Here is a 15198-nt window from a genome sequence, read left to right as displayed (position 1 = left end):
GGAAGCACGGCTAAAGATCACTTTATTGTGCTCCGTTAATCTTGTATACAAGATATATGTCGTCTGTTTTTACTACGTTATATAGGTTAAAAAATGCCAGCTAACTACTACGCCCCCACCGGCGGGCACCCGCCACAAACCCAAATAACCGCTGACCGTGCTGTATTCACTGAGGCGTACGCGCTGATTCCCAAAGGTGTGATGCGCGATATCGTCACAAGCAACCTGCCGTTCTGGGAAGGTACCCGGCTATGGGTGCTGGCGCGGCCGCTATCAGGCTTCGCCGAAACATTCTCCCAGTACATTATGGAAGTTCTGCCCCAGGGCGGTAGTGATAAGCCCGAGCCGGACCCTCAGGCGGAAGGCGTACTGTTTATTGTAGAAGGTGAGTTAACACTTACCTTAGCGGACGAGCGCCACACCATGAGGCCCGGCGGCTATGCGTTTATTCCTCCTGGTAGTAGTTGGCAGGTGCGCAACGAGTCTAATGAACCGGTTCGCTTTCACTGGGTGCGCAAAGCGTATGAGTTTGTGGAGGGGCTTGAAGTGCCACAGGCGTTTGTCACCAACGAGCAGGACATTGCCCCTATCGAGATGCCGGGCACTGAAGGGCGGTGGGCCACCACGCGGTTTGTCGACCCTGCGGATGTACGCCACGATATGCACGTCAATATCGTGACCTTTCAGCCTGGCGGCGTAATTCCCTTCGATGAAACCCATGTAATGGAACATGGCCTCTACGTGCTTGAGGGCAAAGCCGTTTATCACTTAAATCAAAACTGGGTAGAAGTAGAAGCAGGTGACTTTATGTGGTTGCGAGCCTTCTGCCCCCAGGCCTGCTACGCCGCTGGCCCAGGGCCGTTCCGGTATTTGTTGTATAAAGATGTTAATCGCCACGCTTCTCTCAAACTGTCGTCACGCTAAGGAGCCCTCATGTTGACACTAAAAGCCGAGCCATTAACGGCTGAAGCCTTCGCTCTCTTTGGCGATGTGTTGGATGCGCGTACCTCAGCATCTTTCCCCATCAACGCCGGGCGTACCCAGCGCCATCATGACTTGGCAAAGGTCGAAACCCTGGGCGAAAACGCCCATACGCTGATTAATATCTTCGTCAGCCAGCCAGTAACACTGCCGCTTGAACTCACCTTTCTAGAGCGCCACCCCCAGGGCAGCCAAGCATTTATGCCGCTACATCAGGAGCAGTTTATTGTCGTGGTGGCACCGCCGGGTGAGCATATTAACCCTGACGATGTGCGTGCTTTTGTGACCGATGGTCGCCAAGGCGTGAATTACCGCGCGGGCACTTGGCATGCCATTCAGTCAGTGCTAGAACGTGAAGGCGAGTTCTTGGTGGTGGATCGGGGCGGCGATGGCAATAACTGCGATGAGTTTCCCCTGGCAATTACCGTTATGTTGGAATAATACGTACATTTCCTGTTGCAGGGCTGTCATATAGAACGCGTTAAACTGATAAGCTAGTGTTATTAAACAGAGTCACTACACGCTCATTAGCATGGTTGGAATATTATGAACGCACTGCACTTCTCTTCGATCCGTCGTACCAAAATTGTCGCCACCCTTGGGCCTGCCAGCGACCGTGAAGGTGTATTGGAAGCCATGCTCGCGGCGGGTGTTGATGTGGTGCGTCTCAATTTCTCCCACGGCACCGCCGAAGATCACCGCCGCCGGTTAACCGAAGTACGTGAAATTGCCGCCAAACTGGGCCGCAGCGTAGCGGCGCTGGGCGATTTGCAAGGTCCCAAAATTCGTATCGCACGGTTTAGAGATGGCGCCATTGTGCTGAAAGAGGGCCAACCGTTTATTCTCGATATGGAACTTGATGGCGACGCGGGCGATATCCACCAAGTGGGCTGCGACTACAAAACCCTCTCGCAGGACGTTACCGCCGGTGACCGCCTGCTGCTAGACGATGGGCGCGTAGTGTTAGATGTGGACCGCGTTGAAGGCCAACAGGTGCATACCACCGTGGTCGTGGGCGGCAAGCTCTCTAACCATAAAGGCATCAACAAGCAGGGCGGCGGGCTCTCTGCTCCGGCGTTGACTGATAAAGATAAGATCGACCTGAAAACAGCCGTTGAGATCGGTGTCGACTACTTAGCCATCTCCTTCCCTCGCCATGCGGAAGATATGCTTGAAGCGCGCCGCCTATTAGGCGAGGCGGGCAAGGAAATTGGCTTGGTGGCCAAGGTTGAACGCGCCGAAGCAGTTGCAGATGACGCCACTCTGGATGGCATTATTGAAGCTTCCGAAGCGGTAATGGTAGCGCGGGGCGATCTTGGCGTAGAAATTGGCGATGCCAAACTGGTCGGCGTGCAAAAGCGCATGATCAAGCGCGCCCGCTCGCTGAATCGCGCGGTGATTACTGCCACGCAGATGATGGAAAGCATGATCTCTGCGCCGCTGCCTACCCGTGCGGAAGTGTTTGACGTTGCCAACGCGGTGCTGGACGGCAGCGATGCGGTCATGCTCTCTGCTGAAACCGCTGCAGGTGACTACCCGCTTGAAACCGTGGAAGCGATGTCACGTGTTTGTCTGGGCGCTGAGCGTGAAAAGTCAGCCCAAGAGTCCGGCCACCGTATCCATGAAGGCTTTACTCGCCCGGACGAAACCATTGCGCTTTCGGCCATGTACGCGGCTAACCATATGACCGGCATTACCGCGATTGCCTGCATGACCTCATCGGGCTACACGCCGCTGATCGCCTCGCGTATTCGTTCTGGTCTACCGATTGTGGGCTTGGCCCATAATCCCATCGCCCAGCGACGCATGGCACTCTATCGCGGGGTCGTTTCGCTGCCGTTTGATACCTCTGAAATGAGCGCTACCGAACTTAATGATCAAGCGCTTCAGCTATTGGTGAAAATGGGGATCTCGAACGTCGGCGACCATGTGATCCTTACCCGTGGTGATCATATGAATGCTCACGGCGGCACGAATACCATGAAGGTGATGGAGATTACCGACGAGCATGCTAAAAGCTAAATTAGCGCATTGGCTGCTGTTAGCCTGCCTGCTACTAACAAGTGCCCCCGCTATGGCGGGGGCACCTATTGTGGCAGCTGCTTCGGATCTACAGTTTGCACTGACTGAAGCCGCCGAGCGGTTTCAGCAGGAAACCGGACACTCCTTGCGGCTCAACTTTGGCTCCTCGGGCAATTTTCGCCGTCAAATTGCCCAAGGTGCGCCCTTTGAGCTCTATCTCTCTGCCGACGAACGCTACGTTGAAGCGCTTTACGAAGAGGGCCACACCAGGGATGAGGGCGTCATTTACGCCATTGGCCGGTTAGTGTGGCTGCAGCGTGCCGGGCGCGACGATTTGCCCAGCGAGAATGCGCCGCTTTCTGCATTACAAGACGCACTGGAAAACCACGCAAGCGGCACCACTGAACGTATCGCTCTGGCTAATCCTGAGCACGCACCTTACGGGGTCGCCGCGCAGCAAGCCCTTGAGCATGTCGGGCTGTGGGACCAAACCGAGCCGCTGCGAGTGCTGGGCGAAAACGTTTCCCAGGCGGCGCAGTTTGCCCTTTCTGATGATGCCCGCGGTGGCTTGGTGGCTTACTCCTTAGCCTTGGCGCCTGCACTCAGTGAGCGAAGTGAGTACGTACTTATCCCTGAGGGCTGGCACAGCCCGCTTCGCCAGCGCATGGTGTTGACTAACCAGGCGGGCGACGTCGCCAGCGATTTCTATCACTGGCTACAGCAAGACGAAGGGCAGTCCATTTTGAGCACCTATGGGTTTAGCGTCGAATAATGGACTGGTCAGCGCTGTCGGTTTCGCTAAGGCTTGCCGCGTTTACCTGTTTAATGCTTATCCCTATTGCTATCTGGCTTGGCCGGTCACTCGCCTACGCACGTTTTCGCGGTAAAGGCTTATGCGAAGCGCTTGTAGCGCTGCCGCTGGTATTGCCACCTACCGTATTAGGCTTTTATCTCCTGCTCAGTTTTGGCCGCGACGCGCCGATAGGGTCGTTTTGGGCAGAGATGACCGGCAGTGGCCTTAACTTCACCTTTAACGGCATCTTAATAGCCTCACTTATTGCCAATCTGCCCTTTGCTGTACAGCCCATTCAGCGCGCCTTTGAGCATGTGCCTCACAACCTACGCGAAGCGGCCTGGTGCAGCGGCTTGAGCCCCTGGCAAACACTGCTGCGCATTGAGCTACCGCTGGTCTGGCCAGGGATTATGTCCGCAGCAGCGCTAACGTTTGCCCATACGTTGGGCGAATTCGGTGTCATCTTAATGGTCGGCGGCGCGATTGACGGTGAAACCCGCACCCTCGCCATTGCGATTTATGACCGCGTTCAAGCCTTTGACGAACAGGGCGCAGCGCAGATGTCGGCGCTGTTACTGTTGGTATCCTTTATTACCTTAGGACTGGTGTATGGGCTGGCCGGGCGCAGGCGGTGGGCACGTGGCTGATTCGTCTATGACGGCACTAGCATCAGGGCTAAGTGTGGCGGTCAATCAAACGGGGCCGATCCCGTTAGCCGCTGAGTTTGTTTGCCAACCCGGCGAACTGCTGGCGCTGGTGGGGCCCTCCGGCAGTGGAAAAACCACGCTGCTGCGCACCATTGCCGGGCTTTATCGCCCTCAGCATGGGCAGGTAATCTGTGCTGGGGATGTTTGGTTTGACGCCGAAGGTGAGCGTTCACTCTCTCCGCAGCACCGGCGGGTGGGAATGGTGTTTCAAGATTATGCGCTGTTCCCCCACCTTACGGCGCTGGAGAATATTCAAGTACCGCTACGTCATTTATCCCAACCCCAGCGCCGTGAACAGGCAGAACAGTGGCTTGCCAAGGTGCGGCTGGAAGGGCTAGGCAAGCGCTATCCCAATGCGCTTTCCGGTGGGCAGCGCCAGCGGGTAGCACTGGCGCGTGCGTTAGCGCGTGAGCCCCAGGTGCTGTTACTCGATGAGCCCTTTTCGGCGGTGGATCAAGTTACCCGACGGCGCTTACAGCGCGAGCTGGCGCTACTTCGTCAGCAGATTAAAATCCCCATTGTGCTGGTGACTCACGACCTGGAAGAGGCCACCGCGCTTGCTGATCAAATCTGTGTGCTGCATAACGGCGTAAGCCTTCAGCAGGACTCGCCAGAGGCACTTTTCAGCCGCCCCGCGTCGCCGCTGGTGGCACGCCTGCTGGATCGCCACAACTTGTTTGAAGGCGTGGTAGTGGAAGTGGAGGGCCAGCGGCGATTGCAGTGGGGGGAGTGCTCGTTAGAAGTCGCTGAAGGGCTTGCTAACCTGCCACTGGGTGAAGCTGTGGCCTGGTATTTGCCACCCTCCGATATTGTGCTCCACCGCCGTGATCGGCCATCCCAGGGCGAACGGGAAAATCCGCTGGCTGCCACGGTAAGCGAAGTAGTGGTGCTGGGTGGCATTACGTCAGTTTCCTTACGCGTTGGCCACGGTGATATGTTACGTTTCGATATCGCCACCCATGCCGCACGGCGTAACCAGTTAACCAGCGGTGCAGTGGTGAATGTTTCATTGCTGGCAGCAGGCATTCACCTGCTGCCTGGCCACCGAGTTCGCGCAGATGCGCATGATAAAAGGAAGTAAGCATGGATCCCACGCGTCGCACGCTGCTTAAAGCATCGTTACTGTTTCCGCTGGCGGCGCTGCTGCCGATGTCGTTACTCAGCTCGTTTGCCTGGGGGCAAGCAGCGGAAAAGATGCAGACGCTGGCGTTGGCTATTCATAGCGAGGGTGGCCCGCACCGTTTAGAGGTTGAAGTTGCAGAAACGGTCTCACAGCGCCAGCGTGGCTTGATGGAACGCGAACACTTGCCCGAAGATAGCGGGATGCTGTTTCGCTTTGAGAATGAGCAATCGGCCAACAATGCTTTTTGGATGTATCGCACGCTGATTCCTCTCGATATTGCTTTTATCGATGCTAATGGCCGTATCGTGGCGATTAATACTATGCAGCCCTGTGAGTCCACCTCGCCGAGTGAATGCTCCTCTTACCCGGCAGGGGCGGCTTACCACTCAGCGCTAGAGGTCAATGGCGGCTACTTTGCTGAACGCGGCATCAAAGTGGGTGATTGTGTTTCCATCCCCGATGAAGCCGGTTTCTGCCAGCCCGAAGATTAAGCGGCGCGAGGGCTACGGCGAAACTTAAGCACAATCAAAGCGATACCCGCGACCACTAAGCCGCCGCCCACCAGTTTATGAAAGCCTAGGCTGTCGTCCATTAACAGCGCGCCTAGGCCGACCGCCAATACCGGAACGAGCAGCGTCATGGGCACCACGCGATTGACCGGATGCCGACGCAACAGCGCATACCAGATCCCATAAGCAACAATCGACGACATTACTGCGGTGTAAATCATCGCCCCCCAGCCTATCCAACTTGCCTGCTGCATTGCCTGCCACTGACCGCTTTCAAGCAGCCATGAGCCCAGCGCTACTTGCGGCACTGCAAACAGCGCCACCCAGCCTGCTAACGCTAAGGGGGCGATGGGTGGGCCGCGTTTAATCAATAGCTGCGACACCGCCCAGCCTAGAGCACTCATCAATAAAATACTCAGCGGCAGAGGCGAGGGCAGCGTTGGCCCTCCGGCCAGTACGATGACGCCAGCAAACGAGAGCAGCAACCCCGCGATACGCTTTGGCCCCAGTTTCTCCTTCAGAAACACCACAGCCAATAGCGTCGCAAAAGGCGTGCCCATCTGCACCAACAGTGCCCCAGTTCCCGCTTCGGCATGCTCTAATCCAATGAACAGCAAGGCGAAGTGCAAACTACCGAAGGTCACCGATAGCAGCAGCAAAAACGGCAGCTGTACACGTGCGACAGGGTAGAAAGGCACCAGCAGCGCCGCGACCAGCATAAAGCGCAGCGTGGTCATCAACAGCGGCGGCAGTTCCGTCACGCCAACCTTGATCACGATGATATTCAGCGCCCAAATGGCGATAACAAACAGGCCGAGCAGTAGGTCGCGTAGAGGCACGTTGATGTCCGTTGCTAGATGAAAACGAGCGTCATTGTACCAGTTTGGCTGTCTGTAAAATCATGGGATAGTGCTGAGTTATGTCGCCGTTAACTGACAAGTTTGCTGTTTTTTGGGTGTGGACGTGTTGTAAATTCGGTCATCATCGCCAAGCCTACGAGCGAAAAATCCAGGTCATTGCATACGCTGCGCGATCTCTCGCCACAGCGCTGCGTAGGCGCGTCCTCCGGGACTGCTGCGGGCGAACTGCCCAACCGGAGCGCGTTCGATACCCATGCGCTCGATCGCACTGGCGTTGGGTACAGTCGTTGAGAGGCGCCTGGGCCAGCGTTCGCTGAGACTCTCCATCACCTCGCGGTGTAGGGTCTTGCGGCGGTCGGCGAGGGTTACGAACGGCCAGATCGGACAGGCCTGTTCGACTGCGTCAAGATGACTGTCCAGTTGTTCAAGGGTGCGCAACGATAGGGTGGTCGGTACCACGGGCACCAGCAGGGCATCGACGCTTGAGAAGATCTGCTCGGCGAGCGCCGACAGGCTCGGCGGGCAGTCGAGTATCACTAAGTCGTAATTGGCCATCACCGGCTTGAGGATCTTGCGCAGCCGACTAGGCTTGCGGTCTTCCATCGACGCTTCCAGGTCACGCGATCCCAGTGCCGCAGGTAGCAGGTCGAGCCCCTCAATGTCGGTCTCGCGAATCGCCCGATCAAGGTCGGCCTTGCCCTTGACCAATTTGTCGACACCACCACCGCGCACTTTGGGTTTGCTGCGCAGGTAGAAGGTGGTGGCTGCCTGGGGGTCTATATCCCACAGCAACACTCGCTTGCCATCGCGTGCCGCTTCGGCGGCGAGATTGACGGCGGAGGCGGTCTTGCCCACGCCGCCCTTGATACTGTAAAGCGCGAGCATCTGCATGGGGAACTCCTTGACTGGTAACTGTTTTAGTTTAACCGATTGGCCCACACGGATACGTTACGTTTCTATTACGGCCGTGGTGCTAGTAGCTACACACCGCTGTGATACACACCGTAAGTCGGTTGTTAATAGCCTTTAGGATGGCTTTCTTTCAGCAGGAGAATACCTACAATGGAGTGCCTATCGCCAATCAGTGCTTATCAAGATAGTACCGATTAGGCGATCCAGTGATAGACCCCATAATAACGTCACCATAAAAATCGATAAAAAAGGATCTACCATGACGCTGACACGCTCAATGGCTCGTTTCACTGCCGGCTTGGCCGGTGCAGCACTGCTTTCCGCTTCCCTTTCTGCTCAAGCCCGCGAACTTTCGGTTTCTACCGTTTTGTCTGATGCTTTCCCTTGGGGGCAGGCGGCAGAGAAGTGGGCAGAATTAGTAGAAGAACGCAGCGGAGGTGAACTCACGCTGCGCGTTTACCCCAATTCACAATTGGTCTCCGGCGACCAAACCCGTGAGTTTTCCGCCATGCGTTCTGGGCTGATCGATGCCGCGGTAGGCTCGACGATTAACTGGTCACCTCAGGTGCCGGAGCTCAACCTGTTTTCCTTACCGTTTTTTATTCCCGATGAAGCCGCCGTTGATGCGGTCACCGGTGGTGAAGCGGGTCAGTTGGTGTTTGAAGCGATCGAGTCTCGCGGCGTTATCCCGTTGGCCTGGGGTGAAAATGGCTTCCGTCAGGTCTCAAATTCACGCGGGCCAATCAGCCAGCCGGATGACTTGGATGGTCTGAAGATTCGTGTGGTGGGTTCGCCGTTGTTCCAGGATACGTTCTCAGCACTGGGCGCTGATCCCACTCAAATGAGCTGGACCGATGCGCAGCCAGCGTTGACGACCGGCGCGGTAGACGGCCAGGAAAACCCGCTTTCGGTGTTTGACGTGGCGCGTATTGATCAGGTGGGCCAGGCGCATTTAACGCTTTGGAACTACATGAATGATCCGCTGATTTTTGCCGTCAACCAGCAGGTATGGCAGTCGCTGGATGAAGAGCAGCAAACCATGCTGCGTGAAACCGCACAGGAAGCCGGTGAGTGGGAAATCGCCATGACCCGTGAAGAAGAGAGCGAGCGATTAGCGGCGATTCAAGAGCGCGGCGTGACGGTGACCGAGCTTTCTGACGAGCAGTACCAAGCGTTTGTTGATGCGACGCAGTCTGTTTATGAAAAATGGGCACCGCGGATCGGTGAAGAGTTAGTGGAAGCCGCTCAAACAGCGATTGATGAACGTTAAACGCTTTCTATGATGTTTTACGCTACCGGTCCTTTGGGCCGGTAGCTTTTTGCTGTGAGGCTGCCATGAAAGGCTTTCCTGATGCGCGCCCTGAACGCTGGCTGGGTGCGCTGGCATTAATCATTATCTCATTGATTAGTCTGGGTAATGTCATTACACGCTACTTAACCGGCGGCTCATTTTCGTTCACCGAAGAGTTTTCCGTCTTTCTGCTAGTGGTGCTGACCTTCGCTGGCGCTTCCGTGGCGTTGCGACGCAATCGCCATATCCGTATTGGCTTTCTGGAGCGTGCCTTGCCGCTTAAGTACCGTCGTGCCTTGATCCTTTTTCAAGCGCTTTGCGGCGCCATCGTGCTGGGGTTGATCACTTGGTACGGAGGCCAACTAGCTTGGCAAGAGCATCAGTGGGAGTCACTTTCACCGGGGTTGGGGTTGCCTCAGTGGTGGTATTTAGTCTGGTTGCCCGTGCTGTCTGCGGCCATGTTATGGCGCTTGTTTCAGCAAACCGCTGACCGTTTGACGGGGAGGCTTACCGATGAGCCCTGATGTGTGGATGATTCTGGCCTTTGCAGGCTTACTGATTGCGGGTCTCCCTGTGGCGTTTTCGCTGGCGCTCTCCGGGGCCGTCGGCATTGTGCTGGGTTTGTCGCCGGATATGCTCGCGACCCTGGGCACCAATACCTATAACAGTATTGCCAAGTACCCCTTAATTGCGATTCCGCTGTTTATCCTCACCGGGCTTATCTTTGAGCGTTCCGGCGTGGCGCTGCGCTTGGTGCGTTTTGCCCAAGCGTTGATTGGTCCACGCCATGGTGGGTTGGCGTTGGTCGCGGTACTGGTATGCATGATTATGGGCGGTATGAGTGGCTCCGGTCCTGCGGATGCGGCGGCCGTCGCCATGGTGATGCTGCCAAGCATGACGAAAGCAGGTTACCCCAAGCCATTTTCGGCCACGCTGATTGCCGCCTCTGCCTCGACGGCGATTCTTATTCCGCCCTCTGTGGCGCTGATTCTTTACTCCATCGTTGTGCCTGGGGTTGATCTGCGTGCGCTGTTCGCCGCTGGCCTGTTTCCAGGCATTTTGGCAGGTTTAGCGCTGTTGGTACCTGCCATGATTGTCTCTAAGCGCTACGGCTGGGAGGGTGGCAAACCGGTGGAGGGCGCCGAACAGTTCAGTGTGCGCACGACGTTTAAACAGGCGATACCGGCACTTTTTGCCCCGGTGCTGATTTTGGGCGGGCTACGCTCAGGGCTGTTTACACCCACCGAAGCAGCAGTGGTGGCCGTTGCCTATGGTGCGATTGTGGGGCTGTTTTTAACTCGAGAACTGTCACTAAGAGATTTATGGGAGCTATTTGGAGAAGCGGCGATTATCTCTGGCGTGGTGATGCTGATTATCGCCCTAGCGGGTATTTTTGCCTGGGCGGGCACCATGCTGGGTACGTTCCGCCATTTAGCCGAGTGGATCATTAGCCTGACAGACAATGGGGTGCTGCTACTGATACTGGTGATGTTGGCGGTGCTTGTGGCGGGGATGCTGCTGGACGCCATCTCGATTTATCTAATCATGATGCCGATCTTGATTCCTGTGATGCAGCACTTTGAGTGGAACCCGGTGTGGTTCGGGATTCTATTGGCGATGAACATTGCCATTGGCCAGTTTACCCCGCCGGTAGCCGTGAATTTGATGGTAACCACCGAAGTGGCAAAAATTCGTTTGGAGCAGACACTTGGCTGGGCGCTGCTGTTTGTGGTGGCGATGGGCTGTGCTTTGGCGCTAGTCGCCATGTTCCCCGCTATCGCGCTGTGGCTGCCTACCGTGCTGGGCTATAACGTTTGATTGGCCAGATAAACGATAGCCACATCTAGCTCAGAAGACGCGGCTCTAGTCGAGCAAACAATGAATATCATTATTCCCTATGCCAAAACTGTATAGGGTTAACGCTTACTAAACGTTTCTAACCACTAAAATGCTATCTTACGAAGCGGAAATGCGCTTTAAATAGCGGTAGCTGCTGCGGCTTCTCAACCAGTATGCTTTTATTAGCGGCAGGCCATATTCTTCGCTAAAGGTTCATTTTTTCGCTAAAGTAGTATTAGCAGGCAGCCGACAGCTGCTTGTAACTGTTTGTCTAGGAAACAGTTTGCCTTAGAAACAGAAAGCCTTTAAAAACGTTTTGGAGCAGGGTCGCCTATGGGAACAGTTCACTAGGTGAGTCCAAAACGCACGATGCTCATTGCATCAAGTACGCTCATAACATCAATACAAAGAGGTGTGTTCATGAAACGCCATACGTTTTCTACCGCTGCTTTCTCCGGTGCGCTACTTGCCGCCGCTGCCTTCGCCTCACCGGCAATGGCACAGGATGACGAGCAATTCATCACCATCGGCACCGGTGGCCAAACCGGCGTTTACTACGTCGTAGGGCAGTCGATCTGTCGTTTGGTTAATCGTCTTGAAGACTCCAGTATCAAGTGTAATGCACCTTCCACTGGCGGATCTGTTGCCAATATCAATGGGATCAAGTCCGGCGAATTGGATATGGGTGTCGCTCAATCCGATGTTCAGTATCAAGCTTACAATGGCACCGGTAATTTCGAAGGCGAGCCCTTTGAGGAGCTACGGGCGGTATTCCGTGTCCACGGTGAGCCGTTGACCCTGCTGGCACGGGCTGACTCAGGTATCGAGACCCTCGATGATTTGGAAGGCAAGCGCGTCAATATTGGTAACCCGGGCTCAGGCCAGCGCAACACCATGGAAGTGGTGATGGAAGCCAAGGGCTGGACTGAAGATACGTTCTCTCTGGCATCTCAGCTAGATGCGGCCGAGCAAGCAGCGGCACTATCCGATAATAACGTCGATGCTATGGTGTATGTAGTAGGTCACCCTAATGGTTCCATCCAGGAAGCGACCACCACCGTTGATGCTCGTCTGATTCCGCTGAACGACGAAGACATTCAGGGCATTGTCGATGAATACCCTTACTACGCCGCTTCGGTCATTCCAGGTGGGCTGTATCGCGGCAATGACGAAGATGTCGAAACCTTCGGCGTGGCAGCGACCTTTGTCACTACCGCAGAAGCTGATGAAGAAGTGATTTACCAGACCGTCAAGGCGGTGTTTGACAACTTTGATCGTTTCAAGCGTCTGCATCCGGCCTTCGAGAACCTTGATCCGGAAGAGATGGTAAGCGAAGGGCTTTCCGCACCGTTGCACGATGGGGCTGCGCGTTACTACCGTGAACAGGGCTGGATTGAGTAATCCAGAAGCCTGAGGAGTTACTACCTCGGTAAGAAATGCGCGGTTACCTTAGGGTGCCGCGCATTTTGGTTTAGAATATTGATAAGGCATTGAGAATGTTGATAGGGCATTTCGATATGGCCATGATGCGTCAATCGACTCGGAGCGGGGCAGGCAGATGACAGACGATAAGAACAGGCCTTCGGGAGCCGGAGTAGACTTGGAGGATATGGTCGCCTCTAGTGATACGGGAGCCCGCAAGCCAGCCGGCATGCCCGGGAAGCTCTTGGTAAGCATTGCAGCAGCGTGGTCTCTTTTTCAATTGTGGATAGCATCGCCAGTGCCCTTCGTTCTCGGGTTTGGCGTATTTAGTGCCACTGAAGCCCGTTCTATTCACTTGGCCTTTGCGCTTTTTCTGGCCTATATGGCCTACCCAGCACTTAAGCGCTCCCCGCGAGACCGTGTGCCGATTCAGGATTGGGTGCTTGCAGCCGCGGCGGCCTTTTGTGGCGCTTACATGTTTATGTTTTACGAGCAATTATCCCAGCGCCCCGGCGCACCGATACTCCAGGACGTCATTATTGGCATCGCCGGGATACTGCTGTTGCTAGAGGCGACACGTCGAGCGCTTGGCCCGCCGTTAATGATCGTGGCGTCGGTTTTTCTTATTTACAGCCTGGCTGGCCCCTGGATGCCGGGTATTCTTTCCCATGGTGGGGTGAGCCTCTTCGGCTTGATTAATCACCAATGGTTAACGACTCAGGGGGTCTTCGGTATTGCGCTGGGGGTCTCGACCAGCTTCGTGTTCCTGTTTGTGCTGTTCGGTGCCCTGCTCGATAAGGCGGGCGCTGGCAATTACTTTATCAAGGTGGCGTTCTCGCTACTGGGTCACTATCGCGGTGGGCCCGCGAAAGCTGCCGTGGTGGCCTCGGCCATGACGGGTCTGATTTCCGGCTCCTCAATTGCCAACGTGGTGACCACCGGTACCTTTACGGTGCCGATGATGAAGCGTGTTGGGTTTTCTGCCGAAAAGGCGGGTGCTGTCGAAGTAGCGTCATCGGTCAATGGACAGATTATGCCGCCGGTGATGGGGGCTGCCGCTTTCTTGATGGTCGAGTATGTGGGTATCTCTTATGTGGAGGTGATTAAGCATGCCTTCCTGCCCGCTCTGATCTCTTATATTGCGCTGGTCTACATCGTTCACCTTGAGGCCCTCAAGGCCAATATGCAGGGGCTGAAAAGCAGTAACCCACCTAAGCCGCTGGTCAATAAAGTGATCGGGTTTCTCGGTGGCTTGCTTCTCATGATGGTCACCGCTTTAGCGGTTTATTATGGTCTTGGCTGGCTCAAACCGGTGCTGGGCGATGCGACACCCTGGGTGGTAGCCGTTGGGCTTACGGTCATTTATATCGCCTTGCTAAAACTGGCGGCCGGTTACCCAGAGCTTGAGATGGATGATCCTAACGAGCCGATCTTTTCACTGCCCCAGACCAAACCAACGGTGTTGGTTGGCTTGCAGTACATCTTGCCGGTGGTCGTGCTGGTTTGGTGTCTGATGGTGGAGCGTTTGTCGCCAGGACTGTCGGCTTTCTGGGCCACTGTGTTCATGATTTTCATCATTCTTACCCAGCGCCCGATCACGTCAATCTTTCGTGGTCGCAGCGATATGAGCGCGGATCTGCGTGAAGGCGCCATGGATCTTTGGGATGGCCTAGTCACTGGTGCTCGCAACATGATTGGCATCGGCATTGCCACGGCTACCGCCGGTATCATCGTTGGTGCTGTCTCTCAGACCGGGGTGGGCTTGGTACTGGCTGAGGTGGTGGAGACGCTGGCCATGGGCAATTTGATGCTCATCCTGTTGCTAACCGCCGTGCTTAGTTTGATTCTCGGCATGGGGCTGCCTACGACAGCAAACTACATCGTCGTATCGGCACTGCTGGCTCCGGTCATCGTCAACCTGGGCGCTGAAAATGGCTTGCTGGTGCCGTTGATTGCGGTACACCTGTTCGTGTTCTACTTCGGCATCATGGCCGATGTTACTCCGCCGGTGGGCCTGGCGTCCTTTGCGGCGGCGGCCGTATCTGGTGGTGACCCCATTCGAACCGGCTTCCAGGCGTTCTATTACAGCCTTCGTACCGCAGCGCTACCGTTCCTGTTTATCTTTAATACTGATCTGCTACTCATTGATGTGACCTTCCTTCAGGGGATACTGATCTTTGTGGTGTCGACTATCGCGATGCTTATCTTCGCCGCCGCGACCCAGGGCTTTATGATTACGCGCAGCCGCTGGTATGAGTCTATCGTGCTGTTGCTGATTGCGTTCACGCTGTTCCGGCCCGGTTTCTGGATGGATATGATTCATGATCCCTACGAATCCATACCTCCCGCACAATTCGTTGAAGCACTGGGCGATGTCGATGAAGACTCGACTCTGCGCTTGCAGATTGCCGGTCTGGATGATTATGGCGACCCCATGACCACCTATATGACCCTGCCGGTGCCCGAAGGTGAAACAGGCCAGGAGCGACTTGATAACCTGGGCATGGAACTCTTTATTGAAGATGGCACGGCAACCGTTGATATGGTGACCTACGGCAGCCAGGCGGCAGAGCTTGGTTTCGACTTCGATCAAGAAATCATTGAGGTTCTAGCCCCTGTCGACCGTTGGACGAAAGAGCTAATGTGGATACCTGCCTTCTTGCTCTTTGGGTTGATTGTGTTGATGCAGCGCCGACGTCGTGATAATACGCAAGCTGCCGCCACCGCGTGAAGGAGAGT

Annotated in this window: 14 protein-coding genes; 12 read left to right on the top strand and 2 right to left on the bottom strand. The window is 55.5% G+C overall.

Going from position 1 to position 15198, the window contains the following annotated elements:
- Positions 1-93 precede the first annotated feature (93 nt).
- The 7 genes from MLE19_RS13865 to MLE19_RS13835 all read left to right on the top strand — a co-directional run bounded on the left by MLE19_RS13865 (position 94) and on the right by MLE19_RS13835 (position 6117).
- The gene (locus MLE19_RS13865) at positions 94-924 is read left to right on the top strand and encodes a bifunctional allantoicase/(S)-ureidoglycine aminohydrolase (protein WP_240718763.1); all 831 of its coding nucleotides are present in this window, start codon (positions 94-96) and stop codon (positions 922-924) included.
- A gap of 9 nt (positions 925-933) precedes the next feature.
- Positions 934-1422: an ureidoglycolate lyase gene (locus tag MLE19_RS13860; protein WP_240718762.1), complete on the top strand. Its 489-nt coding sequence runs from the start codon at positions 934-936 to the stop codon at positions 1420-1422.
- Positions 1423-1527: 105 nt separating this feature from the next.
- Complete coding sequence (gene pyk, locus MLE19_RS13855; protein ID WP_240718761.1) at positions 1528-3003, top strand: pyruvate kinase; 1476 nt, start codon at positions 1528-1530, stop codon at positions 3001-3003.
- Complete coding sequence (gene modA / locus MLE19_RS13850; RefSeq protein WP_240718760.1) at positions 2990-3775, top strand: molybdate ABC transporter substrate-binding protein; 786 nt, start codon at positions 2990-2992, stop codon at positions 3773-3775. Before pyk ends, modA begins: the two co-directional genes overlap by 14 nt.
- Complete coding sequence (modB, locus tag MLE19_RS13845) at positions 3775-4443, top strand: molybdate ABC transporter permease subunit (protein WP_240718759.1); 669 nt, start codon at positions 3775-3777, stop codon at positions 4441-4443. Before modA ends, modB begins: the two co-directional genes overlap by 1 nt.
- Positions 4436-5584, top strand: coding sequence for an ABC transporter ATP-binding protein (locus MLE19_RS13840; protein ID WP_240718758.1), 1149 nt, complete (start codon positions 4436-4438; stop codon positions 5582-5584). Before modB ends, MLE19_RS13840 begins: the two co-directional genes overlap by 8 nt.
- A 2-nt stretch (positions 5585-5586) precedes the next feature.
- Entirely contained in the window at positions 5587-6117 is a 531-nt protein-coding gene (locus MLE19_RS13835) for a DUF192 domain-containing protein (protein WP_240718757.1), read from the top strand.
- Here the strand turns inward: MLE19_RS13835 and MLE19_RS13830 are convergent.
- Positions 6114-6974: a DMT family transporter gene (locus MLE19_RS13830; protein ID WP_240718756.1), complete on the bottom strand. Its 861-nt coding sequence runs from the start codon at positions 6972-6974 to the stop codon at positions 6114-6116. The genes MLE19_RS13835 and MLE19_RS13830 overlap by 4 nt on opposite strands.
- A gap of 174 nt (positions 6975-7148) precedes the next feature.
- Positions 7149-7886, bottom strand: coding sequence for a ParA family protein (locus MLE19_RS13825; protein ID WP_240718755.1), 738 nt, complete (start codon positions 7884-7886; stop codon positions 7149-7151).
- Between the two features lie 280 nt (positions 7887-8166).
- Here MLE19_RS13825 and MLE19_RS13820 point away from each other — a divergent pair, with 280 nt between their 5' ends.
- The 5 genes from MLE19_RS13820 to MLE19_RS13800 all read left to right on the top strand — a co-directional run bounded on the left by MLE19_RS13820 (position 8167) and on the right by MLE19_RS13800 (position 15190).
- Positions 8167-9177, top strand: a complete 1011-nt coding sequence (locus MLE19_RS13820) for a DctP family TRAP transporter solute-binding subunit (protein ID WP_240718754.1) — start codon at positions 8167-8169, stop codon at positions 9175-9177.
- Between the two features lie 65 nt (positions 9178-9242).
- Positions 9243-9722, top strand: coding sequence for a TRAP transporter small permease (locus tag MLE19_RS13815; protein ID WP_240718753.1), 480 nt, complete (start codon positions 9243-9245; stop codon positions 9720-9722).
- Complete coding sequence (locus MLE19_RS13810) at positions 9712-11016, top strand: TRAP transporter large permease (RefSeq protein WP_240718752.1); 1305 nt, start codon at positions 9712-9714, stop codon at positions 11014-11016. The genes MLE19_RS13815 and MLE19_RS13810 overlap by 11 nt, the downstream gene beginning before the upstream one ends.
- Positions 11017-11457: 441 nt before the next feature.
- Positions 11458-12438 carry a TAXI family TRAP transporter solute-binding subunit gene (locus tag MLE19_RS13805; RefSeq protein ID WP_240718751.1) on the top strand — a complete coding sequence of 327 codons (981 nt, stop codon included), beginning with the start codon at positions 11458-11460 and terminating at the stop codon, positions 12436-12438.
- 157 nt (positions 12439-12595) lie between these two features.
- On the top strand, positions 12596-15190 hold the full coding sequence (locus MLE19_RS13800; protein WP_240718750.1) for a TRAP transporter permease: 2595 nt from the start codon (positions 12596-12598) through the stop codon (positions 15188-15190).
- Positions 15191-15198 lie beyond the last annotated feature (8 nt).

It is taken from the genome of Vreelandella neptunia, assembly GCF_022489065.1.
GTDB classification, from domain to species: Bacteria; Pseudomonadota; Gammaproteobacteria; order Pseudomonadales; family Halomonadaceae; genus Vreelandella; species Vreelandella neptunia_A.
The sequence above is the reverse complement of the archived record's forward strand: the minus strand, read 5'-3'. Positions and strand labels throughout refer to the sequence as shown.